This is a genomic window from Aneurinibacillus sp. REN35 (genome assembly GCF_041379945.2).
GTDB lineage: Bacteria > Bacillota > Bacilli > Aneurinibacillales > Aneurinibacillaceae > Aneurinibacillus.
The window spans coordinates 24,456-51,349 of the sequence record NZ_JBFTXJ020000017.1 but is presented as its reverse complement, the minus strand read 5'-3'; the positions used below and the strand labels follow the sequence as shown (position 1 = coordinate 51,349).

General features: G+C 46.4%; 29 protein-coding genes and 2 riboswitches. Of the genes, 6 read left to right on the top strand and 23 right to left on the bottom strand.

Going from position 1 to position 26,894, the window contains the following annotated elements; all coding sequences use genetic code 11:
* Nucleotides 1-48: 48 nt before the first annotated feature.
* The 5 genes from AB3351_RS21225 to AB3351_RS21205 all read right to left on the bottom strand — a co-directional run bounded on the left by AB3351_RS21225 (nt 49) and on the right by AB3351_RS21205 (nt 3,504).
* The gene (locus tag AB3351_RS21225) at nt 49-732 is read right to left on the bottom strand and encodes a DUF3600 domain-containing protein (protein WP_371149113.1); all 684 of its coding nucleotides are present in this window, start codon (nt 730-732) and stop codon (nt 49-51) included.
* The gene (locus AB3351_RS21220; protein ID WP_371149112.1) at nt 719-1,306 is read right to left on the bottom strand and encodes a sigma-70 family RNA polymerase sigma factor; all 588 of its coding nucleotides are present in this window, start codon (nt 1,304-1,306) and stop codon (nt 719-721) included. Before AB3351_RS21220 ends, AB3351_RS21225 begins: the two co-directional genes overlap by 14 nt.
* Before the next feature lie 197 nt (nt 1,307-1,503).
* Entirely contained in the window at nt 1,504-1,758 is a 255-nt protein-coding gene (locus AB3351_RS21215; RefSeq protein WP_371149111.1) for a hypothetical protein, read from the bottom strand.
* A 176-nt stretch (nt 1,759-1,934) separates the two neighbouring features.
* Nucleotides 1,935-2,318, bottom strand: coding sequence for a Na-translocating system protein MpsC family protein (locus tag AB3351_RS21210; protein ID WP_371149110.1), 384 nt, complete (start codon nt 2,316-2,318; stop codon nt 1,935-1,937).
* Nucleotides 2,319-2,439: 121 nt separating this feature from the next.
* A riboswitch (cyclic di-AMP (ydaO/yuaA leader) is annotated at nt 2,440-2,595 on the bottom strand.
* Nucleotides 2,596-2,739: 144 nt separating this feature from the next.
* Nucleotides 2,740-3,504 carry an alpha/beta hydrolase gene (locus AB3351_RS21205; RefSeq protein WP_371149109.1) on the bottom strand — a complete coding sequence of 255 codons (765 nt, stop codon included), beginning with the start codon at nt 3,502-3,504 and terminating at the stop codon, nt 2,740-2,742.
* A gap of 186 nt (nt 3,505-3,690) precedes the next feature.
* Nucleotides 3,691-3,836: riboswitch (cyclic di-AMP (ydaO/yuaA leader) on the top strand.
* Nucleotides 3,837-4,293: 457 nt separating this feature from the next.
* Here AB3351_RS21205 and AB3351_RS21200 point away from each other — a divergent pair.
* The 6 genes from AB3351_RS21200 to AB3351_RS21175 all read left to right on the top strand — a co-directional run bounded on the left by AB3351_RS21200 (nt 4,294) and on the right by AB3351_RS21175 (nt 10,377).
* Complete coding sequence (locus AB3351_RS21200; RefSeq protein WP_371149108.1) at nt 4,294-4,389, top strand: potassium-transporting ATPase subunit F; 96 nt, start codon at nt 4,294-4,296, stop codon at nt 4,387-4,389.
* Between the two features lie 31 nt (nt 4,390-4,420).
* Entirely contained in the window at nt 4,421-6,100 is a 1,680-nt protein-coding gene (kdpA, locus tag AB3351_RS21195) for a potassium-transporting ATPase subunit KdpA (protein WP_371149107.1), read from the top strand.
* 12 nt (nt 6,101-6,112) lie between these two features.
* On the top strand, nt 6,113-8,149 hold the full coding sequence (gene kdpB / locus AB3351_RS21190) for a potassium-transporting ATPase subunit KdpB (protein WP_371149106.1): 2,037 nt from the start codon (nt 6,113-6,115) through the stop codon (nt 8,147-8,149).
* 25 nt (nt 8,150-8,174) lie between these two features.
* Entirely contained in the window at nt 8,175-8,744 is a 570-nt protein-coding gene (gene kdpC, locus AB3351_RS21185) for a potassium-transporting ATPase subunit KdpC (RefSeq protein ID WP_371149105.1), read from the top strand.
* A gap of 50 nt (nt 8,745-8,794) precedes the next feature.
* Complete coding sequence (locus AB3351_RS21180; protein ID WP_371149104.1) at nt 8,795-9,949, top strand: universal stress protein; 1,155 nt, start codon at nt 8,795-8,797, stop codon at nt 9,947-9,949.
* A 71-nt stretch (nt 9,950-10,020) separates the two neighbouring features.
* On the top strand, nt 10,021-10,377 hold the full coding sequence (locus AB3351_RS21175) for a DUF1904 family protein (RefSeq protein WP_371149103.1): 357 nt from the start codon (nt 10,021-10,023) through the stop codon (nt 10,375-10,377).
* 98 nt (nt 10,378-10,475) lie between these two features.
* Here AB3351_RS21175 and htpX read toward each other — a convergent pair whose 3' ends face one another.
* The 18 genes from htpX to AB3351_RS21085 form a co-directional block, all read right to left on the bottom strand.
* The gene (gene htpX / locus AB3351_RS21170) at nt 10,476-11,360 is read right to left on the bottom strand and encodes a protease HtpX (protein WP_371149102.1); all 885 of its coding nucleotides are present in this window, start codon (nt 11,358-11,360) and stop codon (nt 10,476-10,478) included.
* 169 nt (nt 11,361-11,529) lie between these two features.
* A complete protein-coding gene (locus AB3351_RS21165; protein WP_371149101.1) occupies nt 11,530-12,450 on the bottom strand; it encodes a c-type cytochrome in 921 nt (306 codons plus the stop codon).
* Between the two features lie 178 nt (nt 12,451-12,628).
* Nucleotides 12,629-13,966 (bottom strand): sigma-54-dependent transcriptional regulator, encoded by a 1,338-nt coding sequence (locus AB3351_RS21160; protein ID WP_371149100.1) that lies wholly within the window; start codon nt 13,964-13,966, stop codon nt 12,629-12,631.
* Complete coding sequence (locus tag AB3351_RS21155) at nt 13,935-16,139, bottom strand: ATP-binding protein (RefSeq protein WP_371149099.1); 2,205 nt, start codon at nt 16,137-16,139, stop codon at nt 13,935-13,937. The genes AB3351_RS21160 and AB3351_RS21155 overlap by 32 nt, the downstream gene beginning before the upstream one ends.
* A 4-nt stretch (nt 16,140-16,143) precedes the next feature.
* Entirely contained in the window at nt 16,144-17,133 is a 990-nt protein-coding gene (locus AB3351_RS21150; protein WP_371149098.1) for an ABC transporter substrate-binding protein, read from the bottom strand.
* 119 nt (nt 17,134-17,252) lie between these two features.
* A complete protein-coding gene (locus tag AB3351_RS21145) occupies nt 17,253-17,594 on the bottom strand; it encodes a sulfurtransferase (RefSeq protein WP_371149097.1) in 342 nt (113 codons plus the stop codon).
* Between the two features lie 15 nt (nt 17,595-17,609).
* A complete protein-coding gene (locus tag AB3351_RS21140; RefSeq protein ID WP_371149096.1) occupies nt 17,610-17,864 on the bottom strand; it encodes a metal-sensitive transcriptional regulator in 255 nt (84 codons plus the stop codon).
* Between the two features lie 146 nt (nt 17,865-18,010).
* On the bottom strand, nt 18,011-18,238 hold the full coding sequence (locus AB3351_RS21135; protein WP_371149095.1) for a sulfurtransferase TusA family protein: 228 nt from the start codon (nt 18,236-18,238) through the stop codon (nt 18,011-18,013).
* Nucleotides 18,239-18,253: 15 nt separating this feature from the next.
* Nucleotides 18,254-18,835 (bottom strand): sulfurtransferase TusA family protein, encoded by a 582-nt coding sequence (locus AB3351_RS21130; RefSeq protein WP_371149094.1) that lies wholly within the window; start codon nt 18,833-18,835, stop codon nt 18,254-18,256.
* 55 nt (nt 18,836-18,890) lie between these two features.
* On the bottom strand, nt 18,891-19,286 hold the full coding sequence (locus tag AB3351_RS21125) for a DsrE/DsrF/DrsH-like family protein (protein WP_371149093.1): 396 nt from the start codon (nt 19,284-19,286) through the stop codon (nt 18,891-18,893).
* A 136-nt stretch (nt 19,287-19,422) separates the two neighbouring features.
* Complete coding sequence (locus tag AB3351_RS21120; protein WP_371149092.1) at nt 19,423-19,800, bottom strand: rhodanese-like domain-containing protein; 378 nt, start codon at nt 19,798-19,800, stop codon at nt 19,423-19,425.
* An 80-nt stretch (nt 19,801-19,880) separates the two neighbouring features.
* Nucleotides 19,881-20,669 carry a sulfite exporter TauE/SafE family protein gene (locus AB3351_RS21115; protein WP_371149091.1) on the bottom strand — a complete coding sequence of 263 codons (789 nt, stop codon included), beginning with the start codon at nt 20,667-20,669 and terminating at the stop codon, nt 19,881-19,883.
* Nucleotides 20,670-20,866: 197 nt separating this feature from the next.
* On the bottom strand, nt 20,867-22,003 hold the full coding sequence (locus AB3351_RS21110; protein ID WP_371149090.1) for an MBL fold metallo-hydrolase: 1,137 nt from the start codon (nt 22,001-22,003) through the stop codon (nt 20,867-20,869).
* Nucleotides 22,004-22,039: 36 nt separating this feature from the next.
* Entirely contained in the window at nt 22,040-22,819 is a 780-nt protein-coding gene (locus AB3351_RS21105) for a sulfite exporter TauE/SafE family protein (RefSeq protein WP_371149089.1), read from the bottom strand.
* Nucleotides 22,820-23,102: 283 nt separating this feature from the next.
* The gene (locus tag AB3351_RS21100) at nt 23,103-23,702 is read right to left on the bottom strand and encodes a class I SAM-dependent methyltransferase (protein WP_371149148.1); all 600 of its coding nucleotides are present in this window, start codon (nt 23,700-23,702) and stop codon (nt 23,103-23,105) included.
* A gap of 44 nt (nt 23,703-23,746) precedes the next feature.
* The gene (locus tag AB3351_RS21095) at nt 23,747-25,147 is read right to left on the bottom strand and encodes an aldehyde dehydrogenase (protein ID WP_371149088.1); all 1,401 of its coding nucleotides are present in this window, start codon (nt 25,145-25,147) and stop codon (nt 23,747-23,749) included.
* A gap of 116 nt (nt 25,148-25,263) precedes the next feature.
* Nucleotides 25,264-26,259, bottom strand: coding sequence for a zinc-binding dehydrogenase (locus AB3351_RS21090; RefSeq protein WP_371149087.1), 996 nt, complete (start codon nt 26,257-26,259; stop codon nt 25,264-25,266).
* A 175-nt stretch (nt 26,260-26,434) separates the two neighbouring features.
* On the bottom strand, nt 26,435-26,644 hold the full coding sequence (locus tag AB3351_RS21085; RefSeq protein WP_371149086.1) for a hypothetical protein: 210 nt from the start codon (nt 26,642-26,644) through the stop codon (nt 26,435-26,437).
* Between the last annotated feature and the right edge of the window lie 250 nt (nt 26,645-26,894).

The following is a 26,894-nucleotide window of genomic DNA, read 5'->3' as shown; positions in this document are numbered from 1 at the left end:
TGCGATTCAGATCGTATTACTATTATATAAGAGGGGCTCTGATTATTGTTACTTTTTACTCACATACTCCATAACATCTACGGCCGCTTGATATTCCTGCTGAAGCACTTCTGGTAGCTTTTCTATTTCAATCGGACCTGCACTTGGGTCAATACCACTCTGTGCCATCACTTTTTCATGCGTCATTAACGCGTCAATATAGCGCTCATATTCCTGCGCTGTCAGTACATCCCGGCTCGATTTTTTACCATTTAACTTATCAAAATACGGCAGCACAGCCAGCAGTGCCTGCTTGATCTCCTCTTTTTTCACCTCACCGATGCGATCGTAGTCAATATTCCCGTATGGATCCCCATAGTTGACTTTAGCTGTGCTGATTACTTTAAGGAAGCGTTTAAACTCTGCATACTCTTCTGCTCCCAGTTCTCCCTTTGCCTGGGACAGCTTCGCATTAAACAGCATGTACCCTTCCATTGTTATGCTTGCAGCATGCTTCTTCACATTCTCAAACGAACCATATAACTCATCGGCCAGTAAGGATTGGTACGCAAATGCACTCGTCGGAATAAGTAGGGCTGCGGCTAAAATGCCCGCTACCATGCGTTTCTTCATTTTTTTCTCTCCTTTGCTGAATACAATATTGTTCATTACTTTTTCTTTTAATTCAGGGGGCGGAACAATACCCTCTGCTCTTTCATGCATGATTTTCTGCAGGCAGTTATCGGGATTCATGAATATTCTCCACCCTTCGCAATAAAATTTGTTCATTTTCCTGTTTCTGCCGCAGCTTTTTTAACGCGGCGTTAATCCTTGATTTTACGGTCCCTATCGGTATATCCAGGATAATAGCGATCTCTTCCTGTGAATGATCATGTAGATAACGAAGGATAATCACCTGCTTCAACTTATAGGGCAGCAGATCAATCGCGGTACGCAAGTGCTTGTTGGCCAGCTTATTAATCACATCGTTTGTGAAATCACTTTCCATTGGCTGCGGCTGTAGTTCTGCTTTTTTGGCGATGCGAAACCGCATCCATCTCTTCCTTCGATAGGCGCTTACCTGACGCATGACAATCCCCATCAACCACGGAAGAAAAGAGCGTGTCTGATCAAAGCCAACCAGTGAGCGGTATAGTTGAATATAAATATCCTGTATCACATCCTCCACATCAGATTTATCCTCAATCAGGAAGTGGACGGCTTTATAGACGCGGTCAATTGTTTTTTCATATAACTCACCATATGCTTCACGTTCTCCTATAAGCGTGCGTGCGATGAGTGTGCGGTATTCGTTTTGTTCCTCCATCCGTCATTCCTCCTTACGCTCTACACCTCTATATTGGCACGAAAGAAGGATCGCGTTCGCTTTTTTCACAAAAAAATGCCCATTCCGCAAAAATAAATACGAAACGGGCAAAGAAACGATAGGAGCTGTCGTTTTATTGCAGGATTAAAAAAGAAACTTTTCCTGTATCACTATAGATTACGTGACTGGCGCCTAAGCTATAGTAAAGTGTGCTGAGCCGTTTTTTGTTGGGCGTTACAAGATAGCGGCAGCAGGCTCCCTACGTTGATATCTCTTACCCTGATGATCGATTCATATCCGCATGCCCGGAAATACGCTTCGTCCTCTTCTTCATGCACCAGTGCTAAAAACGGCTGACCTACATCCTGCAGCTTCCGTAGAAATACTTCACCACCCCGGTTCGACGTACAGACAAGCACATATTCATGGCGACCCACGATAGCCCTATTCATCCTTTTCTCTCCTTTTATATCATCGATATTTCATGATGAAACAAAAAACCTGCGGTCTCTCACACGATCCCCATACCAATCGATAATCAATCGGCATCGGAATCCCACAAGAGTCCGCAGGTATACGTAACACCGGGCGCTTTGTCCGATCCCTGTGTTCAGTCTTCCTGATGAATCTATCCAACCTCTTTTATTCTCAATTCCTTTTCTAGATCACAATCAAGAATAAATACTTCGATCTGCTCTCCTAGCTTCGTGCTAATATCGCTGTGGCTGGAGATGACCTGACATCCGGTAATACCGGAGATGATCACTTTCGTCTTTTCACTGTTGGATTCACGCAGAATCCGCCGCATCTCTTTAACAAGCGGCTTCCCGCTCTCGATGCACACCAGCGCCTTCTCCTCCTGGGTCAGCACTTCCTTGAGCCGGATCATAACCATGTCTTTAATAATATATGTTTTTGTTTCTTTCGGCCCTTTGCCGAGAATTTCGCGCAAGAATTTAATATAGGCTTCACTGATTGCTGCTTCCATTTTGCTTTTGCTTGACTGCGCCATTCTCTTCCAAAACTCCTTTGTTTTTATCTTTATTTGAAGTACAAAAAAGCCGTACGAAGAGGTCTCTTCATGCGGCTTTTGCTAAGCACAGCAAAGAAGCTGTCATGGTATCACAACAACACCCTCCTCTCTCTACACGCTTACGAGGTTAGCTGACGGATTCGGACGTGAGAGTCGCCCTACTCGGTCTCCCGAGATTCACCCCATACGGCACTGGCTGTACTATGCGCCGCGATTGGTTCCCCCGCTCCCTATTGGGACTCAGCGATCAAGCTGGAAATTTTTATTCAGTTAGCTGAAGTTGAAATCATCTTACGTCCGGCTTGAATCTTTTGTAAAGGAATAAATTTTAAAATATAACAGGCTTTATCAAATTATATCTTCTCTATTCTTATTTTTTCTCGATTTTACGCTCTTTATCTTATTTTTTCATATGCGTGTTATACCATGCACAAGCAGCTTGTTCTAGCTCATCCATGTGTTCGATAAAGCTGTGTGCAGCCCCTTCTATGACCATCAACTCAGAGTTTTTTGGCAAATACATAAGCGCACGACTTGACCGCTCCAGCAGTAGCTTCTCTTCTGCATCGCTCTCATGATTGCCATGGATCAGCAATACCGGACACGCAATCGGCTGCAAGAGGGATGCCTGGTCAATCTTCGCAAAATCATGAAGCATTTGCTGATCAAGCCTAATGATTCTTCGCACCCCTTCTTCCCTGTGTACCGTAATCAAGCCGTACTTTTCTAATTCATACATTTGTTCTTTTGTAAAATAGTCATCCCACTCGTACTGCATTGCGTCGGTTAAGGCGCCGGATAATACCATGGTTACGATATCTCGCGTATAACCTCGAAGACAGATTAAGCTGCCGAGACTATGTCCATATAGTGCAATCCTCTCATATCCTCTTCCTTTGACAAAGTGCATCGCCGCTCGCAAATCATCCACCTGCTTCTCTGCTGTGATGATCTCGTCCTCGCTTTCACCGCAGCCGCTGAAATCAAAGGCAAGCGCAGCATAACCGGCATGGTTAAATGATGCTGCCAGCCGCTCAAACCGTCCTCTTGATATTTTATCTGACATGAATCCATGAGCCATGATAATGATTGATCTTGATTCTGCCGGATATAAGTGTCCGACTAACATTTTATTACGTACATTTGTGAAGACAACTCGCTCCAATACCATCACTCCTTACTACACATACAAGTAAACACGAGAAATTGAAAGAGAAAAAGAGATTGCGTGTGAATATGTTTAATTTTACCGCTTACTTATCCACTATTGTCTAAAAAAAGTGGATTTTCCTTCGTATTTCCCGTTTTATTTTTTAATTCTTCTGCTCGTATAATAAAGCACATACAGCAACTGCATATCTGGCCTAGTTCCGAATCACTCGGAAGCGGAGGACCCAATCTTTTGGGGTTAATCCTTACACTTGTAAGGAGGGATGAGAGTTACTCTTTCGCCATCCTACCCGTCAGCTAACTTCGTCGGCTAAAGCGAGGGAGGTCTAAAGACCGCCTATTTGAGGAGGTTTTTTTGTTGCCGCATTACGGAAACAAAGAACCCCTTCAAGATACTTGCAGGTCTTTTTGTTTTGCCATAATTTCATAGCACTGTTTTGATGAAGAAGAACAGGTGGACAGAGTGTAGGCCCGCACCCGGGGTGATGGGCAGGCATTCCGTAGACCGGTGACGCTTTTTCTCCGACAGATAACCGCAAGCAAGCCATTAGGCCGGCAAGCGTTGGTGTTTCGTTGATCCTTTTCTTGGATTGACTGCACAGCGCTCGTCCCCTGGCTCTCTTTCCCTATGCGGTTCATCGGATAAAAGCGGCATCGGTCTATTTTTTTTGCGGATATGTAGGAGAAAGGGGGCTTTCGTTATGTTTAATGATGTTGTGATCATCGGAGTATTCATATTGTCATTTTTACTTTTCATCGGTTTTACAGAATTCTGTGACCGTACATGAAGGAGGTGAATGAAGTGGGCATGATCCTGCTGATTGCTTTGGCTATGATTTTGTACTTATGCTTTGTTCTTATCAAACCAGAAAAATTTTAATGTGATGTCTTTATATTTAGGAGGCTCGCCAATGAGTACAGGAATTCTTCAGGTAGCTGCTACACTGCTTCTGATCATCCTGCTGGTAAAACCGGCAGGCAGCTATCTCGTTCGCGTATTTGATTATGAAAAAACAACGCTAGACCGAATATTCGGTCCCATCGAACGCCTCTTCTATCGCGTGATGGGTGTTCGTGAGACCGAGACAATGAACTGGAAACAGTATGTAACTGCGATGCTGCTCTCTAACTTCGTTATGGTGCTGCTGATGTATGCCGTACTTCGCCTGCAGAAGTACCTGCCGCTTAATCCAGACGGCATCGACAATATGCCAAGCGCGCTTGCCTTTAATACCGCCGCTTCGTTTATTACCAACACAAACTGGCAGGCCTACAGCGGTGAGAATGGGCTTTCGTATCTATCGCAAATGCTTGCGATCACATTCCCGATGTTTACATCGGCAGCGACCGGTCTGGTCGTGGCAATCGCCTTCATTCGCGGAATCAGCGCACGCCAGATACATCTTGGAAACTTCTATGTGGATCTGGTTCGCTCGCTGTTCCGTGTGTTTCTTCCGCTTTCCCTAATCGTGGCCCTATTTCTCGTATTTCAGGGAGCGCCACAAACACTCGATAGCGCCCAGACAACAACAACCATCGAAGGTGCACAGCAGACGATCACACGCGGCCCGGTCGCTTCGCTTGAATCCATTAAGCATATCGGAACAAACGGCGGGGGCTACTTCGGTATGAACGCCTCCCATCCGTTCGAGAATCCGACGCCGCTGACCAATCTGGTGCATATTCTCTGCATGATGCTTGTACCGACAGCTCTCGTCTATGCCTTTGGTGTCATGATCAAAAACAAGCGCCAGGGTTGGACGGTATTCGCCACCATGGCAATCCTGTTTCTTATGATGCTCTCTGTCGTCTTTCTTTCGGAATACAAAGGGACACCGGCCCTGGATGCACTAGGCATCTCCGGCAACATGGAAGGCAAGGAGGTACGATTTGGTTATTCCCAATCCGCGCTGTTCACGACGGTAACGACAGCGGCCACAACGGGATCTGTCAACAACATGCATGACTCTCTTACACCGCTGGGCGGGCTGGTGCCACTTGCTCAGATGATGCTTAACAACGTCTTTGGCGGTGACGGTGTCGGCCTATTAAACGGATTGCTGTACGTTATTCTGACGGTCTTTATCTGCGGATTAATGGTCGGTCGTACGCCAGAATTTCTTGGCAAGAAAATCGAAGGCAAGGAAATCAAGCTGGCTTCCATCGCACTGCTCGCTCATCCGGTCATTATTCTGGTGCCGACCGCTATCGCGTTCCTGCGGCCTGAATCCATGGCCTCAATCCTTAACCCCGGCTCGCACGGCATCTCTGAAGTGCTGTATGCTTTTACATCTGGAGCCGCAAATAACGGATCGGCATTTGCAGGTCTTAGTGCGAATACGAACTTTTACAATATGGCAATCGGGCTTGTCATGCTGTTTGGTCGCTACATCTCGATCGTGGCTCTGCTGGCGATTGCAGGCTCACTGGCCGCCAAGCGTCTGGTTCCGGCAACAGCCGGGACATTTCGGACCGATTCAGCACTGTTTACGTTTATTCTGTTGGTAATGATTCTTGTGATCGGCGCACTTACCTTCTTCCCTGCTCTTGCGCTCGGGCCGATCGCAGAACATTTGAGCATGTGGAAATAAGGAGGATGCTATATGGGGAGTAAGCAGAAAAAAATGCTCACAAGTGAGCTTGTCACGCAGGCAATCGTTGACTCATTTAAAAAGTTACATCCATTTGTGATGATCAAAAACCCTGTCATGTTTATCGTCGAAGTGGGTACATTCATTACGCTCATTCTTTCGTTTGCACCGGATGCATTCGGTGCAAGCACGGTAAGCCGCGGGTACAATGTTTCCGTTTTTCTCATTCTCTTGTTTACTGTGCTGTTTGCTAATTTTGCGGAAGCATTGGCGGAAGGCCGAGGCAAGGCACAGGCGGATACGCTGCGCAAAACCAAAGCAGATACGATGGCTAAGTTGCTGCAAAAAGATGGCAGCACCAAGGAAGTAGCATCGACCGAGCTTCGCAAAGGAGACATCGTCCGAGTTGATACCGGAGATTTGATCCCTTCGGACGGCGAAATCATCGAGGGTCTCGCCTCCATTGACGAATCGGCCATCACTGGGGAATCCGCCCCGGTGATTAAGGAAGCCGGCGGCGATTTTTCTTCTGTTACCGGCGGTACACGCGTCGTCTCCGACTATATTATCGTAAAAGTGACGACGGACCCCGGTGAATCGTTCCTTGATCGCATGATCTCACTTGTCGAAGGCGCTTCGCGTCAGAAGACACCGAATGAAATCGCACTGACCACACTGCTTGCTGTGCTGACCCTTATCTTTCTTATCGTCATTATTACGCTTGTACCATTGGCTAACTACCTACATGTACAGCTTGATGTTGCGACGTTAATCGCTTTGCTTGTCTGCCTCATTCCGACGACAATCGGCGGCTTATTGTCCGCGATTGGCATTGCCGGTATGAATCGCGTGACACAATTCAATGTATTGGCCATGTCAGGAAAAGCTGTGGAAGCGGCTGGCGACATTGACACAATGATCCTTGATAAAACTGGCACCATCACATTCGGAAATCGCATGGCAGCCGAATTCATCCCAGTAAGCGGCCTGTCCGAGCGGGACATTACGTTTGCCGCACTGCAATCATCCGTCAAAGACGAAACGCCTGAGGGGCGCTCCATTGTTGATTTGGCGAATCGTCTTGGGAGCGATTGGGGCGAGCCGAACTACAGCCAGGCTGAGGTGATCGACTTTACCGCAGAGACCCGCATGTCCGGGCTTGATCTACCCGACGGAACCCGCATTCGAAAAGGGGCCGTAGATGCCATCAAATCGTATATAAGCGCACAAAGCGGAAGTGTCCCTATGGATCTTGAAGAAAAGGCTGCACGCATCGCCAAGGCAGGTGGTACACCGCTGGCTGTAGCGGTGAATAACCGAATTATTGGTTTGATTCATTTGAAAGATACTGTCAAACCGGGATTAAAGGAACGCTTCGCTGAGCTTCGGGCAATGGGTATCAAAACCGTCATGTGTACAGGTGATAATCCACTCACCGCTGCGACCATCGCTCAAGAAGCCGGTGTAGATGAATATATCGCTGAAGCAAAACCAGAAGATAAAATCGAAGCCATCAAGCGCGAACAGGCTCAGGGTAAATTGGTGGCAATGACCGGGGACGGCACGAATGATGCCCCAGCGCTTGCTCAAGCGGATGTAGGACTTGCGATGAATTCCGGTACGATGGCGGCGAAGGAAGCGGCCAATATGATTGACCTTGATTCCGATCCGACGAAGCTGCTGTCGGTTATCGAAATCGGCAAGCAGTTGCTCATTACGCGCGGCACGCTGACCACGTTCTCCATCGCTAATGACATCGCCAAATACTTTGCCATCATTCCGGCGCTGTTCATTCTCGCTCTGCCGCAATTAGACGCACTGAACATCATGCATCTCGCATCGCCGCAATCCGCTATTTTATCGGCGCTGCTCTTTAATGCAGTGATCATTCCTCTGCTCATTCCAATTGCGATGAAAGGTGCCAAATACAAGCCGATGAGCGCCAACCGCCTGCTGGGCCGAAATCTATTCATCTACGGCCTTGGTGGTGTAGTGGTTCCGTTCATCGGGATCAAACTCATCGATATGATCATAACCGTCTTTATATAATTCGACAAAAGGAAATGAGGAGAAGATGATGAAGTCATTACTTGTCGCCCTACGCTCATCTATCGTGCTGATGCTTATATGCGGCCTGTTCTATCCGCTTCTTACCACCGGCATTGCACAAGTTATATTCCCACACCAGGCACAGGGAAGCATTGTTGAAAAGGATGGAAAGGCAGTGGGTTCAGAGCTGTTGGCCCAAGAATTTACATCACAAGGATTGTTCCATCCACGCCTGTCCGCCGCATCCTACGACCCGACCGCTTCGGCAGCTACCAATATCGCTGTAGCTTCTGAAGACTATATCAAGGGAATACAAGAAGCAGCCAAGACTGCAAGTAAAGAAAACGCGGCCCTATCCGGAAATATTCCTGCCGATCTGCTGACAACGTCCGCATCCGGCTTCGATCCGCATCTCTCACCGGAAGCGGCCAAAGCGCAGATTCCACGCATTGCTAAGGCTACCGGCATGAGCACTCAAGCGCTTGCGGCACTCGTTGACGAACATACTGAGGGCAGGCAGCTAGGTATTTTCGGTGAGCCGCGTGTGAATGTACTACACTTGAATATCGCTCTGCAAAAGCAGGGCAAACAATAGAAAACAAGCCGCAGGCTGCACTCAGCCTGCGGCTTTTGGAGGTTTAGGCTATGCGTCAGGAAGGCAAAAAAAAGACGCCGGAAGATTTCTTACAAATGATTGAAAAAGAACAGCACGGCTATTTGAAAATTTTTATCGGCGCTGCTCCCGGCGTAGGTAAGACCTACATGATGCTTAAAGAAGGCAACGAAATGCTCGAGAAAGGCATCGATATTGTCATTGGCCTAATCGAGACACACGGCCGAGTGGAAACGGCCACACAGATTGGGAAGCTGCCGATTTTCCCATTAAAAAAAGTTGTATATAAAGAAAAAGAATTCGAAGAGATGGACCTTGAGGGCTTGCTTGCTCGACGTCCATCTTATGTGATTGTCGATGAATTGGCCCATACGAATGTTCCTGGCTCCACCCACAAAAAACGATATGAAGATGTCATGGCACTCGTCAGGGCTGGCATTAACGTGATTACAGCTATGAATATCCAGCACCTTGAGAGCTTAAATGATACAGTGGAACAACTCACAGGGATTAAGGTACGGGAGCGCGTACCGGATTGGATGCTTGATAAGGCAAATGAAATTCAGCTTATTGACACCTCACCCGAAAAGCTGCGAGAGCGCCTTACGTCAGGGCTCATTTATAAGCCGGAAAAAATTGAACAATCGCTGAACAACTTTTTTCGTCCCGGCAATCTAAATGCCTTGCGGGAAATTGCCCTCCGAGAAGTCGCTGATGATGTGGATGAACGATTAGAATCTTACAAGCAGGAAAAAGGCATTGACGGCATGAAGGGTGCCAATGAAAAAATCCTTGTCTGCGTCAATTACCGACCGAATGCGGAGCGTCTCATCCGCCGAGGATGGCGCATCGCAAGCCGTTTGAAATGCCAGCTCTACATCTTAAACATTCCCCTTGTTCCCGTGCAAAAAATGGATACGTGTACCAGGAAACAAATGCGGGTATTGGAGGATATCGCAAAAGACCTGCATGCGGAGTTTCACATCCGCGCCTCAGCCGGACGCAAGCCTGAACAGATCATTATCGACTTCACCAATGAAAAAGGGATCACACAGATCGTGCTCGGACAATCCGCCCGTTCGCGTTGGGAAGAAATTACGAAAGGGTCGATCGTTAACCGGATTATGAAATACACGCGGCACGTTGACATTCTCATCGTAGCAGATGGTGTAGACCACCGGGAATAAAAGAGTGATATAATGGAAGAGAAGAACATGTAACGCAGCGGGATTCTCCTGCGAATGAAAGGAACAGCAGTATGCCAATCTTACGCTTTAAAGGGGTCCGTAAACAATCGCTTCAGGACATGGCCCCTATGCTGATTAAGGAAGTGGCCCGGATCATTGAAATTCCACAGGACATTGTCAAAATCGAGCTTCTTCCCATCGAACTCATTACCGACACGCCTCCTACCTTAGAGATTCTGATGTTTCAACGGGAACAGGAGAAACACGACGCTTTGGCCGCAAGCCTGTATCAGATGCTGCGCCAGCACGGATATGATACGATCCATATTTTCTACATTCCGCTTACGCACTCCCTCTACTATAAAGAGGGGCAGCCGCTGTCAGGCATTCCGAAAAACGAACGCACGGCCACATACATGTACCCATAAGCAGCAGCGTATGAAGGCTTTCGCTGCTTCTCAGGCTGTCATGGACAGCAAAAAAACGACCCAAGCCGTATGCTTCGGGTCGTTTCTCTTTTGTTCGTTTACTTTCCAGCCTGCAGACGGGCAATGCGATCTTCTAAATCCGGGTGGCTCGCAAACAAGCCGAGGAATCTACCCTTTTTGCCGCTAATTTTAAGGGCAGCTACCGATTGCTGCTCCGTATCCACCAGCTGTACCGTTTGTCGAAGAGATTGCAGCGCATGCACCATCTTTTCTTTTCCTGCAAGACGTGCACCGCCTGCATCTGCATGGTATTCGCGATAACGTGAGAACGCCATGACAACAATACTCCCAAGAATCGAGAATAGGATATCAAATATAATGACCGCAACGAAATGAACAACCGGCGCCACATCTTCCCGCACAAAACGAGAAGCAATATATGCACAAATACGGGAGAGAAATACGACAAATGTGTTGATTACACCCTGTAAGAGCGTCATCGTCACCATATCTCCATTCACAATATGCGCAATTTCATGTGCCAGCACACCGGACACCGCATCATCGTCCATCCGCTCTAAAAGCCCGCTTGATACCGCAACGAGCGAACGACTTTTACTCGGTCCGGTTGCGAATGCGTTTACTTCCATTGAATCATAAATCCCAACCTGCGGCATCGTCTTCATACCCGCTTTACGTGCCAGGCTGTATACTTCATCAAGCAGCGCTTTTTCTGTCGGATGCATCGGTCCGTTCGGATCGATCACACGAACACCCATCGTCCACTTCGCCATTACTCTAGATAGCGCTAAAGAAATTAAGGCTCCCGAGAAGCCGACGACACCGCTAAAAATAAGCAGCGAACTAAAATCAATTCCTTGAGACGTGACATATCCCCGCACGCCCAAGAGACTGGTCACAATGCCGATGGTAACAATCACCAGCGCATTTACCAGCACAAACAACCCGATCCGTTTGAACATCTTGCCTTTCTTGCCTCCTCTTTAGTAACTCCCTGCTCGATTTGCAACCAATGCAGAGATTAACTTTGTCTCTCACCTACAATACATACGGAAAGGCGGCAAAATGGTTGCATGTTTTCTATTCCAGACAAGCAAAAAGCGCCTATGACTCAGGCGCTTTTTGCTTTCTTTAGTATTTTACATCCTTTGGTTTGTTTCCTTTTGGCCAGTCATTTTTCTTGCCCTCAAATTCTGGACGCTCCTGCGCCAATAAGTATGCAGCTAAATCAGCAGCCTGCTGCTTGCTTAATCCACCCGGCTTCACGCCGCCCATCTCCACCTTTGGCATGTTTTTCTGAATATATCCTGTCATCTGGGAAATTCTCGCCAGTCCAGCTCCATCGTTGAAGGAGTCTTGGCCCCATACGGCCGGCCCTGTAGCCGGGCCTGTTCCTTCACCGTTCGCGCCATGACAAGCCAGACAGGACTGCTGATACAGCTTTTCACCGTTTGCTTTATCCGGTGTGATGCCATCTAACGATACTTTGCTTTTCCCACGCCATGGCATATCAGCACCTGTTGGCACACCTGTTGAAATATACGTAAGATAAGAAATCATTGCAGTCATTTCTTTACTACCAGCTTCCAATGGCTTTCCGTTCATGCTTCGTCTGAAGCATTCATTAATCCTGTCCTCCATCGTGATGACCTTGCCTTCCCGGTCGCGATACTGCGGGTGCGCTGCCGTTACTCCGACTAGCGGAGAAGCAATTTTATTTGTGCCGCCATCGGCATGACAGCTAATGCATGAGAGATTGTTGCCTACATTGTTCGGCACGGTTGCTTTTGTCTCTGTAATGATTTTATGACCGAGCTGAATCGATTCACCCAGTTCTCCCTTTGGTGCATCCTCTAGCTTCGGCGGATTGAATGCGAGCTCCTTGGGCTGTGCTGCCTGTTCTCCGCCGTTTTGAGTAGCTGTTTGCTTAGCATCGTTTTTGGCCGGCTCACTCTGGCTTGTTGGAGCCGCACCGCATCCGGCAAAAACAACCGAGGCAGCTAATAACATAAGAGTCATTCCATATCCTTTTCTTATTCTCTGTTTGTACATTTGCTTCCACTCTCCTCAAACGGTAATTTCTGTGACTCACTTATTGCTATAAGCAAAAACAATGCCAAATAAAAAAAGCAGAGAACGCACGGAGTGTGCAGTTCTCTGCTTTCAATTACTATGACATTTTGTCAGAGCATAAAGACAAATTGACATAGCTAGTACCCGAGTTCAATACTTACAATTGGTATTCTTCCAGTTTCCGATATAGATTGCGCACGCTAATCCCCAATAGCCGGGCCGCTCGTGTTTTGTTTCCCTGGCAGTGCTCCATTGCAAGCGCAATATGCCGCCGCTCCATCTGAGAGAGCGTGAGCTGCCACTCTTCTTGATCTTCCTCCTGTAAGGCTCCGCTCGCATGCGGGATAAGCAGATCTTCGGCTGTAATAACATCCTCTCGCGCCAAAATTGCTCCTCTCTCTAACATATAAGCCAGCTCCCTTACATTCCCCGGAAATCCATACCTCATCAGCATCGATAACGCCTGTGCGTCGATCCGAATCCGCTCTCCCTTTCTCTGTTCCAGAAAGTGCTCAACCAACAGAGGAATATCCTCTTTTCTCTCCCGCAGGGGCGGTACAGAGAGCTGCATAGCATTCAGTCGATAAAACAAGTCTTCCCGAAAGCGCCCCTGGGCTACTTCTTCCTCCAAATTCCGATTCGTTGCCGCCACAATCCGAACATTCACCCATCGTAGCGCCGAGTCCCCAACTCTGCGGAACTCCTCACTTTCTAAAAAACGCAGCAGTTTTACCTGAACATTGAGCGGCATTTCTCCGATCTCATCAAGAAATAGCGTACCTCTATCCGCCAACTCAACAATACCCTTCTTGTCGGATACAGCACCTGTAAATGCACCTCTCACATGGCCAAATAATTCAGATTCAAGCAACCCTTCAGGCAAGGCTCCTGAATTTACCGTAATAAACGGCTCTTCAGCTCGATCCCCCCAAAAGTGAAGAGCACGAGCCACCAGTTCTTTCCCAGTACCGCTCTCTCCTTCAATCAGCACCGGGATCTCACTGCTGGCAAGCCTTTGCGTTAATTCCATGAGACGCTTCATACATAAGCTTTCACCAACCATGGAAAACTGCTTTTCTTTTGACAATAAAACACGTTTAAGCCCGGTATTTGTTTCACTTAGCTGTTTTTTCTCAAATGCTTTGTCTAACACCGCTTCCAATTCAGATAAAGCATACGGTTTACTAATATAGTCATATGCCCCTATTTTCATGGACTCGATGGCTGTCTCTAGTGTACCGTGCCCTGTCAGCATGATGACCTCCATGCTCGGCTGCTTTTCCTTCGTATATTTCAGCAGTTCAACTCCATTCATGCCCGGCAGCTTAATATCATATATCCCCACATCAAAAGAAGTACCCGCAAGAAGCGAGACGGCCTCCTCTGCTGAAGCAGCCGCCTCTGCCTGATGACCCTTTCTCCCCATTCGACGCATAAGTAAATTCAATAATTCCGGTTCATCATCAACTACAAGTATCCGTATTTTTGTACCCATCCAATCCCTCCCTTTGAACTGCCGGAAGAATAATCCGTATGGCAGTTCCCTGCGGCGCGGCGCTTTGTACTGCAATGCTTCCTCCCATTCTTGTAATCATACCGTAGCAAATCGACAGCCCAAGTCCGGTTCCCTGACCCACAGGCTTTGTTGTAAAAAAGGGGTCGAATACTTTTCCTACATCAGAAGGATCAATGCCGCTCCCATCATCTATGACGGCAATCTGAACGTTTTGTGCTGTGGAGCTAACCATAATGCGAACCGTTCCTCCCCTGTCCACCGCATCAAGAGCATTTTGTAGAAGATTAATAAGGACTTGTGTTAACTGCAGCGCATCGCCTCTAATATACGGGATCTCTGGTTCAACTGTACAGGATATCTCCACTTGCTTTTTGCTAAATGCATAAGCAAGAAGAGATATGCTCTCCTGGCATACCGTTGGCACATGAATATTCTCCTCCCGCCACTCCGATTTCCGCGAGAAATTCAACAGTTTTTGCGTAATTTCCTTTGCCCTGTTTACATTTTTGCAGATAATACGCAAATACTCCTCCACATCATCTCCATGCTGTTGTCCTGCTGCGGTCTGATCCGCTAAATCCTCGGCATACACCTGAATGGTAGCGAGCGGATTATTAATCTCATGCGCAAAACCGGATGCCATTAATCCAAGGGCAGATAGCTTGTCTGCCTGTACCGCAATCTCTTCCATCTTTCTCTGTTCTGTAATATCTTCAATCACAAGCAGATAATCCGGCTCTCCTTCAGCAACATGGCGAAGCGGATATACGTTATGCCTAAAGACCTTCTCTTTGTTCATCAGGGACAAATGCGTAATAATATCAGCATTTATCCCTTCCGCCTTGCTTCCTTGAAGCGGACACCGTTTACAGGTAACAGGTGTTCCCTTCAATGTCTGATAGCAGAGCGTGTCTGTCTGCGCACCTTCACCCTCAATCCAATCCGAGAGAACCGGATTCTTCCACACAATACGACAATCCTTCGTTAATAACGCAAGTCCGATGCCCATTCCCCCTACAATTGCATCGAGTCTCTCTTTTTCCTGCAGCAGCTTTTTCGCTTGACTATCCAAGCGTTCCGTCATCTCACCAAAAACCGTAATCAAGCGGCCAAGCTCATCCTTGCGTGTAGTAAATACCGGCTCTCTTGTCTGTACACGTCCTACGCTTCGCACAGCCCGCTCCAAGTATTCAATCGGCTTCGTAAAGGACAACCCCAGCAAGATGCTAATTAAGAAGGCTGCCAGAATGATCAGAAATAAAAAGGCAAGCAATTTTAAGAACAATGCCCAGATCGAAGCAAAGGCACTCTCTATTGGTTCCTCCACTACAATACCCCATCCGGTTCGCGACACGATTGAATATACCCCAAGCACTTCTTCCTGCTCGCTGTTCTCATAACGATTCGGGATGGGGAGAGCAGCCGCGCTGCCTTTATCCATAAAATGCTTAACAATAAAGCTATGGTTAACCTTCTTCTCCTGCAATATGGATGAAAAATCACTATGTGTAATCAGCGTTCCTTTAGCATCCACAATGAACGCGACCTGTTTCTTCTTATTGCCAAGCTCTTCAAGCTGTGTAAAGAGACTTTGCAAGCGCACTTTTACACCCACACCGCCTAAGAATGTTTTTCCGTCTTCCGAAAAAATAGGAACAGCCACTTGCAGATACGGTATGTGATCCGCTTGGAATTGAACCGGGCTATAATACTCTTTCTTCTGCGTTAATGTGAGGAGCAGGGCGTCTGTCTGCCATTCTTTCTCCTGCAGTTTGTCCATGACCAAGAAACGATGTTCTCCATACTCTACTCTCCCCCGGTCATCAAACACAACAGCCTCTTCAGCGAGCGGGATTTTTTTGAGCATTCGATACAAAATCGCCTGCTTATCCTCCGCTGTATGGGATGCCAGCAGTGAAAAACGCGCCGTTTTCAATCTTTCTTCTGTGCGAAACAGGAAGAAATTCAACTGCTGTGCATATCGCTCCGCAACCGCTTCATTTTGCGATTGAACGCTTTTTTCCAGGTCATGCTTCGTTACATATATAATGTACATACCGATTACAAGAGCCGGAATCACAGACATAAGCATACCTACCAACAGTACGCGAACCTTGATCCTATGAAACCACGGAATACGGGAGATATCCATCTTTTCACTCTCCTCCCGTAAACACATCATCACCGTAGCTCATTCCGATTTTAGATACGGACTCACCAATTTTATCTACCGTGGCAAAATTAATCTTTAACGCGACAATGTCAGGCATCTCAAATGGAATGCCTCCCCTTAGTTCTTCTCCTACCATACGAAGCAGCAGCTTAGCTGCCTGATAGCCTTGATGTTCATATGATACACCGTACGATAAGGTATAGCCTGCCTTTACCTGTGCTTCATTCAATCCCATTACCGGTACCTTTCGCTGCAAAGAAAGCTGCTGGATGGCTGCGGTCTGCGCTTCGATATAATGACTGGGTAGTATAAGGATAGATTCGTGCTTCGTAAAGCTTCTTTCATACAATCTTTTGATATCCGCATCCTCTCCGACAGGCATCGTATCAATAGCATACCCTTGTTGATTCGCTGTCTCCTTTGCAAGCACCAACGCCCACTCGCTTGCCTTGACATTCGGATCATATAATACAACCATCTGATCCCTGTGCGGAAAAGCAAGCCGTAAAAGTTCCATTCGCTTCGGTGTCAGAGCGATATGGCCATTCTCTACACCCGCAACAGAAATTCCCTTCCTTTGGCAAAGCGACTGAATCTCAGAAGCATAGGGAGAGGCAACACCAATTAGCACGACAGGCTTACGGGTGGCGTTCTTCATCTCTTGTGCAAGAGCCATCCCTTCCGCTACACCTGTTCCTACCACCACATCCACATTCTCTCCTGCCAGCTTTTGCGCCTGCCTCGTTAACTCTCGGATGTCGTTTTTGGCGTTGTAGATTTTATAGATAACTTCCTTCTCCTGCATCCCTAGATCACGCAGCCCCTGCTTCATTCCTTCCGCTTTCTCCAGGCGTGCATCCCCAGCTACCAAAATACCGACACGCAGAGGTTCTCGCTCCGGCGATGATACTGAACAGCCCGCAAGAAGACAAACAACAAACACCGCATACATCATAGCGCGATAATATTTCATCTCTAGACTCCCTGCAATCCGAATTCTCTTTACTATTATAAAGAAAATTTTTTAGCAGAACTGTAACAATATGCAAAACAAAACACAAAAAAGCAGGAAGACCCCTGCTTTTTTGTGTTTTATATCGTCTCATTTGTTAAATAATAGCCTTTGACTGTAAATCCTTGCTTCTGAAGAAACCGAACGCTCATGTTTTTCGTTACCGGTTCTGATGCAATCACAATAAGCTCTTGATACGGAATCGTCTGATAATGACGTCTTAAATAAGCATGCGGCAAATTCAATGCGTTCGATACAGGGCTGCGTGTAGCTACATTATAATCCCGTACATCAAGAAGCAGTGCCTTGCTGCTTACCTTCTTATCCTCACACGATAACTCCTGTACTCCTGCAACGGGGAGATATCGCCTGCTATAGAATACTCCTACAATAATCAGGAATACACCAACTAAAAAACTCATGCTTCCCCTCCCAATCTATCGACTTTTCACTAATAGATCTACAGATTCTTTTATCACATCATCAGGACGGTTCCCCTGTTCTAGCTCTTTACGAATACACTCTTCCATGTTTTGAGCGACAATCAATGCAATCGCACGATCCGTTGCAGAACGGATTGCAGTAAGCTGTGTAATGACCTCTTTACAGTCCTTTTCATTCTCTAACATTTTTAATACACCACGTACCTGCCCTTCCATTCTTCGCAAACGATGTTGAATGGCCTTGTTCATTTTTTATTCCCCCTTCCTCTATCGTTTACAATAACATTATACCCTATAGGGTATAAAAAGTAAACAGGACAGGCCTTCCTATAATTGGATAACTTATGTATAAAAAAACGTCTTCCGCATGAAGCGGATAGACGCTTTTTTTGTCTTTATGCTTTTTTCACATGAAAACGGTACACACCGTTATCTTCTTCTGTACTCAACATCTCATGATTCATTTGCTTGACCCAGCTTTGGAAGTCGTTGATCGAGCCTTTATCTGTTGCTTCAAGAATCATGGTTTGGCCGCTTTGTAAACCATCCATCGCTTTTTTCGCCCGCACGATTGGCATTGGGCAGGATAATCCTTTTGCATCTACAACAATATCTGCATTCATATATATGCCTCCTCTTTATTTATCTGTGTCTTTTTTAATCGGACCTTCCCAAGCTGACATGCCTGGAACAACATTTTTTACATTTTGGAATCCCTTTTGCGCAAGCAATTGGGATGCCATGTCACTCCGGTTTCCTGTACGGCAAACCACGTATATATCTTTCCCTTTATGAGCTTCCAATTCAGCAAGCTTTTCTTCCAATTGGCCAAATGGCACCAAAGAAGCGCCTGGAATATGGCCGAATGCATATTCCATCGGCTCACGCACATCAAGAATGACAGGCTGCTCACCAAGCTTCCCCTGCAGTTCTTCATTAGAGACTACATGCGGATGCTTTGTCTCCGGCTTTGTTTCATCAGGAGCGGATTTACGAATGTAATGCTTGAACAATTCTCCTTCTTCTACCGTTCCAAGAAATTGGTGTCCGGTGCGTGTAGCCCAGCTTCGAACGTCCGCTACAGAACCTGGGTCTGTGGCGATCACTTCTAGAACCTCACCCGCTCCAATTTCTTCGATTGCTTTTTTGGTTCGCACGATTGGCATCGGACATGCCAATCCCTTGCAATCCACTGTCTTGTCTACTGTGTATGCGCTCATCTGCGTCCCCTCCTCCTTATACATAAATGATTTCTTTTATACTTGTATGGATCGATTAGAACGTAAGCGTAACGTCGGCATCATACGCAAAGTCAAGGAACGTCACAGCACCGCCTACATCAATACCTTTAACAAAATCTTCTTTTTTCAAATTCATTACATCCATTGTCATCTGGCAGGCAATTACTTTGACGCCCATCTCTAGTGCCATATTCAACAGTTCTGGGATTCCCGGTACATTGGCCGCTTTAAACCCTTCCGCGAAGTGTTCTTTTCCAGCTGGCATCGGCAATTGTGTATGTGCGTCTTTGTGAATAAGATTCAACCCTTCAAATGTAAAGAAAATCGCAACCTCTGCATCGGTGGCAGCTGCCGCTGTCGCAATGTTAAATACTTTGTATGCGTCAAACATACCTCCGTTACTTGCGATAATTGCTACTTTTTTTGCCATGTTGTATCTCTCCTTTTTATATAGTTGAAAAGTTGAGTTGCGCACACCCCTTATCTATAGGATGCGCATTTCACAACCTTCTATACAGCTGTACCTATACGTGTAGCCGTATAATACCACTCAAAAAAATTGCAGGCTATTTAGCTAACGGCCCCTGCCAACCTGCTATGCCTGTTTGCAGATGACTAATATCATCAAATCCTTGCTTGCGCAGCATTTTAGCAGCCTGACGGCTTCTCATGCCGCTGCGGCAGGTTAGAACGATGGATTTCTCTTTCGGAATGTTTGCGATCTGACTTGTCAGCTGGCTTAACGGGATATTCCGGAAGCCTTTAATATGCCCATTTTTGTATTCATGTACTTCCCGCACATCAATAAAAGCATACTGCTTAGGTTGGCCCAGCTTCTCCTGTACATCTTGGGCGGATAAGTTCTTCAATCCCTTTGCAGGCATGAATCGCTTCACTAACAACCATACTACTACCGCAAACAACACATATTGTATCCACTCCATTTTCTCACCTCTTTACCTCATGGGGTATATACCGCTATGGGTATATAATAAGATGAATTACGTCTTTTGTCAACATTGCTTTACGATAATATCCCAAAAATATCGAACCAAATTTTAGCTGCGATGAGTATAATCAACCCCGTGAGTACTCCTCGCAGCGCTTTAGTATTCATCACTTTACCCAGTCGGGTTCCAAGCGGGGCTGCAGCAATGCTTCCCAATACTAAAATTATGGTTGGCCAAAGCAGCACATGTCCGGCTGCCAGCTTGCCGATACTTGTTCCAATAGATGAGATGAATGTTACCGCCAAGGAAGAAGCGATCGCCACTCTTGTCGGGATCTTTAACAGCGAGATCATAATTGGCAGAAGAACAAAGGAGCCGCCCGCACCGACAATTCCAGAACCAATTCCCACTAACAGCGCAGTTACACTCGCGATGCCTTTATGAAACGTATATGCTTTTTCCACTGTTTTTTCATGCTCTTTTCTTGGAATAAACATTAGAATGGCTGCCAGCGTAGCCAATATCGCATACAGGGCATTAATTGCACGTTCCGATAAAAAAGTACCGCCATAGGCACCTGCAAGACTGCCAATCACAATGGCCACGCCCATATAGCCAACCAGTGTATAATCAATTACATTGTCCTTACGCAAAGCCAGCACCCCGCTTAGACATGAGAAAAAAACCTGAATAGCAACCATCGCAGAGACTTCATATGCGCTATATTCCGCTACCCCTAAGGCTGAAGGAACAAACAAAAGCAGTGGATAGCTAACTATCGCCCCTCCAATTCCTAACAAGCCAGATAAAAAAGCTCCGATGCCTCCAATGATAAGCAATACAACAATACTTTCTATCTCCACTTCATCTCCTCCTTTCATATGTAATAATAAACCAACCGCCAATACTCCTCCACATACCCCTAAGTGTATAGTGTGAAACAAGCCAGTATAGCAAAGGGGATGAAATATATATATTCGATTACCAATCACAAAATACAAAACACGAACAACGCCAGGCGATGATCACCTGGCGTTGTTTTTTGCTATTCTTTATGCTATTAGTCAGCGTGGTGCACAGCACAGCGGTTTGGACCAATCTCAAGTGTAGTCGCTACATCGAGCGGCACTTGCATATCTCCACGGTTGATTTTTATAATGTCTTCATAATTCGGCGGTGTTGCCCCCGCTGCACCTGCCACCATGTCTGTAAACTTGGCACGATCCTGTGTACGCATCACTTCATTATTGGCCCGAATCTCGCCTAAATACGCGCCCACAACCCCTTGTTCATTTATTTCTTTGATGTCGGCATAGTGCGTAGGTAGAACTAGCGTCTCATCCGACATATTCGCAATATGTGTAAAGACGGTATCATATAGAGATTGCGCCCATTCACGCGCTTTTCCTCCAAGGTCAGGACGTCCCAGTCCGCCGACGAAAATAGTATCGCCTGAGAGCAGGTACCGGTCCTCTACAAGGAATGAAACACTGCCTGGTGTATGGCCTGGTGTTGGAATAGATAGTACCTTTACCTTCACATCGCCTACCTGGATTTGCTGCTCATCTTCCAGCGCCTCATAGGCAATGGCTTCTGAGCCCTGCATTTCGCTGCGGGAGATATGATATACAGCACCTGTATGCTTTGCCAGTCCCGGTCCACCTGAGATATGATCCGCATGAAGATGCGTATCCATAATATGCATGATCTGCGCTTGCTCCTGCTCTGCCAGCTTTATATATTCTTCATAATGCCGACCTGGATCTACCACCATTGCTTTACCGTCAGAAATCATCATATAGGATAGACAGCCCTTAGCAAGACGGTTAACTTGAATGATTTTCATGTCTTTCTCATCCACCACGGTAACCGGTTGGTAGAACTGGCTCCACTCCTGCATTCCTTCGGTTAAATAGCCCACACGATAGCCCCGCTCATCCAACATCTCAGCTACCATTTTTGCACTGCCGCCCTTGGCACATACTACAACAATCTCAGTATCCTTCGGCAGCGACGTATAGATCTCTTCATTGTCATCAAGGAAATCAAAATACGGAATGTTGATATCGGTGAGATGCTTATGTTCAATTTTCCAATCACTATAATCTTCACTGTTACGTACGTCAAGGATAAATACTGCTTCTCCACTATCCACTTTATCATGCAATTGTTTTGCGCTAATTTCTGCTACTGCCATCTTACATTCCTCCTTATTTTTTATCGTTTTATAGGATTATCCTAAAATATCAAGCCAAATTTTGATCGCCGATGCGACGATCAGTACGGATAGGATGGTACGAAGAATTTTTGTGTTCACTTTTGTACTCAATTTTGCACCGATTGGGGCGGCAATCACACTGGCAATGACCATAACAACAGAGGGCCAAAACAGTACTTCCCCCGCAAGCACTTTACCTGTTGTCGCTCCGATTGAAGAAATGAACGTGATTGCAAGCGACGATGCAATCGTAATACGTGTTGGAATCTTCAGGATGAGAAGCATAATCGGCACCAGTATGAAGGCGCCTGCCGCTCCGACAATGCCGGAGCCAATCCCTACAATAAGCGCAGCCGCCACTGCAATCGTACGATTGAATGTTACTTCCTCGAGCGGAATATCGTCACGACCCTTTCTCGGAACAAACATCATAATTGCAGCGATCGTGGCCAGAACTCCATATACGAGATTAATGGCATCCGCTGATAAAAATCTGCCGCCATATCCGCCCACGAAGCTTCCGATAATAATGGCCACACCCATGTAACCCACAAGCTTATAGTGGACTAGGTTCTCTTTTCGCAGCGCCAGTACCCCCGAGATGCTTGCGAAAAATACCTGTACCGCACTAATGCCTGCAACTTCATGCGCCGTATAAGCAGCTACGCCGAGAAGCGGTGGAATATACAGAAGCATTGGATACTTAATAATGGAGCCTCCAATACCCACCAATCCTGAAATAAACGAGCCAACAAATCCGATCAGGAATAGCGTAACAATTAAACTTAAGGTCATTACTCTCCCTCCTTGCTTCAGTTAATCCTTGTTGTTTTTTCTTTATTACCCCACAGGGTATATACGGTTATGGGTATATTATTCACTTTCTTTCTCCTTTTGTCAACCTTTTGTGCTGGATTTTTTCTTTAGTATGCACAAATCCTCTATTCGCTACGCTTCTATAGGAGTTGGAGCGATGGTCTCTTTCTTTTCCCGCTTTTCGTATGATTTCCACAGAAAAAGACGGGCTATGGTTGTACTACTATGCCCGTCTTACATATAAAAAATATTCTATATACTTTTATTCCGGCTTCTGGACAACCACCTGAATGACATGGGAGAGGCCATTGTGCAGCTCCCCCTCATGGCGCTCCACTTCTCCCATGAAGAAATGAAGAAAGCGCCAGCCCTTAAACACATCAAGGAATTCCTCCGGCTGATATAATAACTGCTTCTCCTTCGGTCCTCCGCTGTTATACGGCAATTGATCCACGGAATATACCTCGCTTACATACAGTCCGCCCGGCTTCACAGCCTCCCTTACGCCCATAAGTGTTTGCAGACGAAGCGCCGGCGGAAAATGGCCAAACACACATATAATTTGATCCCACACTTCCTTCTCCCATGCTGCCGTTTGCAAATCGACAAGCTCCGTATGAATGGATACGCCGCGTTCCTTTGCAAGTCTTTGCGCTTTTTCAATACCTGATGGGGCATAGTCCCAAGCTGTAACGTCGAATCCTTTCTCTGCCAGAAAAACGGCATTACGCCCTTCTCCTTCTGCAATCGCTAAGGTTTTTCCTTTCGCAATCAGCCGTGATTCCATACTTGAGAGAAAAACATTCGGCTGTGTACCATATACATAGTCCTCCGCCCGAAAGCGGGCATCCCACGGATTTATCGGCTCACTCATTTTATCTTCCTCCTCTGCTGTCCTATGTTTTATTATTTAAATAATCGCCGGGCAATCTTCAACCCGTTTTTTGCAGACGGGTACCGGAATGAAAAGTCAAATACATTCGTCTGCTTCAATACGCTTTTAAAATGAGAAAATGTATGGAAGCTCTTAGCCCCATGATAGCTTCCCATGCCGCTCTCTCCCACACCGCCAAACGGCAAATACGGAGTAGCCACATGCATGATTGTATCATTAATGCATCCACCGCCGTATGAGATGCTTCCGTTTATGGTGCGCTCTACTTCCTTATTCTGAGTGAATAAATACAGTGCGAGCGGCTTGGGACGCCGATTGACCGTATCAATCACTTCCTGTAGCTGCTCATACTCCATCACAGGAAGGATGGGGCCGAAAATCTCCTCCTGCATCACTGGCGCATCCCAACTGACGTCCGTAAGCAGCGTAGGAGCAATTCTAAGCCGCTCCTTATCGGCTTCTCCACCAAAATAAACGGTACCATCCTGCAAATATGAAAGAATCCGCGTGAAATGCCTTTCGTTTATTATTTTTCCATACTTCTCATGGGTAATCGGGTGTGCACCATAAAACTCAAAAATGACAGCCTGAAGAGCTTCCAATAGTTGCTGTTTTACATCTTTGTGTACAAATAAGTAGTCAGGTGCGATACACGTTTGCCCTGCATTTGTATACTTGCCAAAAGCAATTCGTTTGGCGGCCAAAGGAATGTTGGCATCTTTATGCACAATACACGGGCTTTTTCCGCCGAGTTCTAGTGTGACAGGGATGAGGCGCTTCGCAGCAGCCTCCATCACAACTTTCCCTACAGCCACACTGCCTGTGAAAAACATATAATCGACCGGCTGCTTTAGCAAAAGCTGACTGGTTGACACACCTCCGGGGATGACAGCCACCAATTCATCAGAAAACACTGTGCCGATCATAGCAGCTAGCACATTCGCTGTATGAGGCGCAAGCTCCGATGGCTTAATGATGACTGTATTTCCGGCGGCAATCGCTCCAATCAACGGCGAGATCGCCAATTGAAATGGGTAATTCCATGGCGCAATCACCAGCACTGTACCGTATGGCTCTGGGATTATCCAACCTTTTGAGCCTAGATGTGTACGCGCGGTTTTGACGCGTTTGGGCTTAGCCCATTTACGCAAACGCTTCATGGTAAATGTAATTTCCTCTAACAAGATTCCGACCTCTGTCGTATAGGCCTCAAATTCCGATTTATGCAAATCTTGATGCAGTGCAGAGAGGATGTCGCTTTCATACTGCTTAATTCCATCTCGAAGGCGCTGCAGCTGCTTCAAACGAAAGGAAAGCGGTTTGGTATGCTGGTTTTGAAAATATGCTTTTTGCTTCTCCACAATGGATTTGATTTCTTGTTCCGCAGCATCTTGTACAGATGAGCTTATCATGTGTTGTATTCCTCCCCATCTTTTCCGACCATATTCTTACGCATACTTATATTGTACAAGCAAGCTGATAAAAAATCCGCTCTTACAAAAACGCAGAGCGGATTTTGACTAGTCGTCTATGCTTCGATAACAAACCCGATTTTCCCGAATTGAGCCGCCTCATCCATCCGTGTAAAAGCTTCCTCAAATCGCTGTAGTGGATACATCCGGTCAAGAATCGGCTTGATTTGATGCTGCTCAATAAAGCGAATCATCTCTCTATACTCTTCCGCACTCCCCATCGTAGTGCCTAATAGATTGTATTGCCCATAGAAAAACTTGCGGATATCGATCTGAATCTCATCACCTGCCGAAGCACCGAACGTAACAACAGTTCCACCGGGGCGCAATTGATCCAATGATTTTGTAAAAGTGGCAGCTCCTACACTTTCAATGACCAGATGCACCTTTTCCCCACTCAACTGCTCATCCCAATTACCCGCGCTGTCAATTGCTTTATCAGCACCAAGTGCAAGTGCGCTTTTACACTTATCTTCTGAGCGGGATGTTACATACACGGTGGCGCCTGCCGCCTTTGCAAATTGCAGCAAAAATGTTGCAACCCCGCTTCCGGCTCCCGGAATTAATACCGTCTGATCGGCTGTAAGACCGCCTCTTGTAAACAGCGCCCGGTATGCAGTAAGCGCAGCTAACGAAAACACGCCCGCTTCCTCCCATGTTAAGTATGCTGGCTTCGGCTCTACATTCGCTGCGGGAATCGTAATCTGCTCTGCGAATGTACCATGATCTGGAAGACCGATGATTTCAAATCCCGCAGGAGGGGCGGCACTCTTCGTCTCCCATCCGAGACTTGGATTGATGACAACTTCATCACCGACTCGCACGTTCGTAACACCCTCGCCGACCGCATCAATCACGCCCGCTCCATCCGAACCGATAACAAGCGGCGGATCGGTGGGCTTATGTCGATGAAGGACAAACAAATCACGATGATTTAGACCAACGGCTTTAAGCTTGACCCGTACTTCACCGACGCTGGGCTGCCTATTATCTATGTCACGATAAGCAAGGCCTGCCATACCTGTCTGTTCTGTGTGTACTAGCGCTTTCATCCAATCACTCCACTTCCGTATGTATTTGTACTTATTCTATCAACCTTCCCCTAACCAAACAATGAGGAGCAGCACACTTCACAACCATCGGTGACTGTCTCACTCTCTGCTCTAGACCCGGATAAGACAGCAAAAAAAGAGAAAGGCCATCGCCTTCCTCTTTTTGGATGTATCGCTATTCTTTTCTTTCCTTAATGCACAAATAGATTCCCATCCCTAACGAGACCAATACGGAGAGATAGAAGAATGCTGGAACATTTGCTATCAAACCGGTCACATGACGACTATCCCCATTCATGAAATCAATCATTTCAGTGAACATCGCCATAAACACAACAGACAACAAAACAACTGTTACCATAGATACTTTAAGCATTCTATACATAATCTTTCTCCTCTATTCCCTCGCATTAAAGCTATATTCAACACAAGCACTGTTGATATTCCGACGGTTACAAGGGCACAGCCTACTATCCCGCACTATTTCTTCTGCAAGTTCATATTTTCGTCACATTTATCTTACCATGAAATTTATACTATTTAAAGAGGAAAAAAAGCCTTTCCATTTATAACTATTTTCACAGTGTCAACAACCAATTCGTAAAAAGATTGGTGGCATCCGATAAAAATAAGCA

Bases quoted from the DNA above. Each gene is read 5' to 3' on its own strand.
- AB3351_RS21225 (WP_371149113.1), bottom strand. From the start codon at position 732: ATGAATCCCGATAACTGCCTGCAGAAAATCATGCATGAAAGAGCAGAG.
- AB3351_RS21220 (WP_371149112.1), bottom strand. From the start codon at position 1,306: ATGGAGGAACAAAACGAATACCGCACACTCATCGCACGCACGCTTATA.
- AB3351_RS21215 (WP_371149111.1), bottom strand. From the start codon at position 1,758: ATGAATAGGGCTATCGTGGGTCGCCATGAATATGTGCTTGTCTGTACG.
- AB3351_RS21210 (WP_371149110.1), bottom strand. From the start codon at position 2,318: ATGGCGCAGTCAAGCAAAAGCAAAATGGAAGCAGCAATCAGTGAAGCC.
- AB3351_RS21200 (WP_371149108.1), top strand. From the start codon at position 4,294: ATGAAGGAGGTGAATGAAGTGGGCATGATCCTGCTGATTGCTTTGGCT.
- kdpA (WP_371149107.1), top strand. From the start codon at position 4,421: ATGAGTACAGGAATTCTTCAGGTAGCTGCTACACTGCTTCTGATCATC.
- kdpB (WP_371149106.1), top strand. From the start codon at position 6,113: ATGGGGAGTAAGCAGAAAAAAATGCTCACAAGTGAGCTTGTCACGCAG.
- kdpC (WP_371149105.1), top strand. From the start codon at position 8,175: ATGATGAAGTCATTACTTGTCGCCCTACGCTCATCTATCGTGCTGATG.
- AB3351_RS21180 (WP_371149104.1), top strand. From the start codon at position 8,795: ATGCGTCAGGAAGGCAAAAAAAAGACGCCGGAAGATTTCTTACAAATG.
- AB3351_RS21175 (WP_371149103.1), top strand. From the start codon at position 10,021: ATGCCAATCTTACGCTTTAAAGGGGTCCGTAAACAATCGCTTCAGGAC.
- htpX (WP_371149102.1), bottom strand. From the start codon at position 11,360: ATGTTCAAACGGATCGGGTTGTTTGTGCTGGTAAATGCGCTGGTGATT.
- AB3351_RS21165 (WP_371149101.1), bottom strand. From the start codon at position 12,450: ATGTACAAACAGAGAATAAGAAAAGGATATGGAATGACTCTTATGTTA.
- AB3351_RS21160 (WP_371149100.1), bottom strand. From the start codon at position 13,966: ATGGGTACAAAAATACGGATACTTGTAGTTGATGATGAACCGGAATTA.
- AB3351_RS21155 (WP_371149099.1), bottom strand. From the start codon at position 16,139: ATGGATATCTCCCGTATTCCGTGGTTTCATAGGATCAAGGTTCGCGTA.
- AB3351_RS21150 (WP_371149098.1), bottom strand. From the start codon at position 17,133: ATGAAATATTATCGCGCTATGATGTATGCGGTGTTTGTTGTTTGTCTT.
- AB3351_RS21145 (WP_371149097.1), bottom strand. From the start codon at position 17,594: ATGAGTTTTTTAGTTGGTGTATTCCTGATTATTGTAGGAGTATTCTAT.
- AB3351_RS21140 (WP_371149096.1), bottom strand. From the start codon at position 17,864: ATGAACAAGGCCATTCAACATCGTTTGCGAAGAATGGAAGGGCAGGTA.
- AB3351_RS21135 (WP_371149095.1), bottom strand. From the start codon at position 18,238: ATGAATGCAGATATTGTTGTAGATGCAAAAGGATTATCCTGCCCAATG.
- AB3351_RS21130 (WP_371149094.1), bottom strand. From the start codon at position 18,835: ATGAGCGCATACACAGTAGACAAGACAGTGGATTGCAAGGGATTGGCA.
- AB3351_RS21125 (WP_371149093.1), bottom strand. From the start codon at position 19,286: ATGGCAAAAAAAGTAGCAATTATCGCAAGTAACGGAGGTATGTTTGAC.
- AB3351_RS21120 (WP_371149092.1), bottom strand. From the start codon at position 19,800: ATGGAGTGGATACAATATGTGTTGTTTGCGGTAGTAGTATGGTTGTTA.
- AB3351_RS21110 (WP_371149090.1), bottom strand. From the start codon at position 22,003: ATGGCAGTAGCAGAAATTAGCGCAAAACAATTGCATGATAAAGTGGAT.
- AB3351_RS21105 (WP_371149089.1), bottom strand. From the start codon at position 22,819: ATGACCTTAAGTTTAATTGTTACGCTATTCCTGATCGGATTTGTTGGC.
- AB3351_RS21095 (WP_371149088.1), bottom strand. From the start codon at position 25,147: ATGATAAGCTCATCTGTACAAGATGCTGCGGAACAAGAAATCAAATCC.
- AB3351_RS21090 (WP_371149087.1), bottom strand. From the start codon at position 26,259: ATGAAAGCGCTAGTACACACAGAACAGACAGGTATGGCAGGCCTTGCT.
- AB3351_RS21085 (WP_371149086.1), bottom strand. From the start codon at position 26,644: ATGTATAGAATGCTTAAAGTATCTATGGTAACAGTTGTTTTGTTGTCT.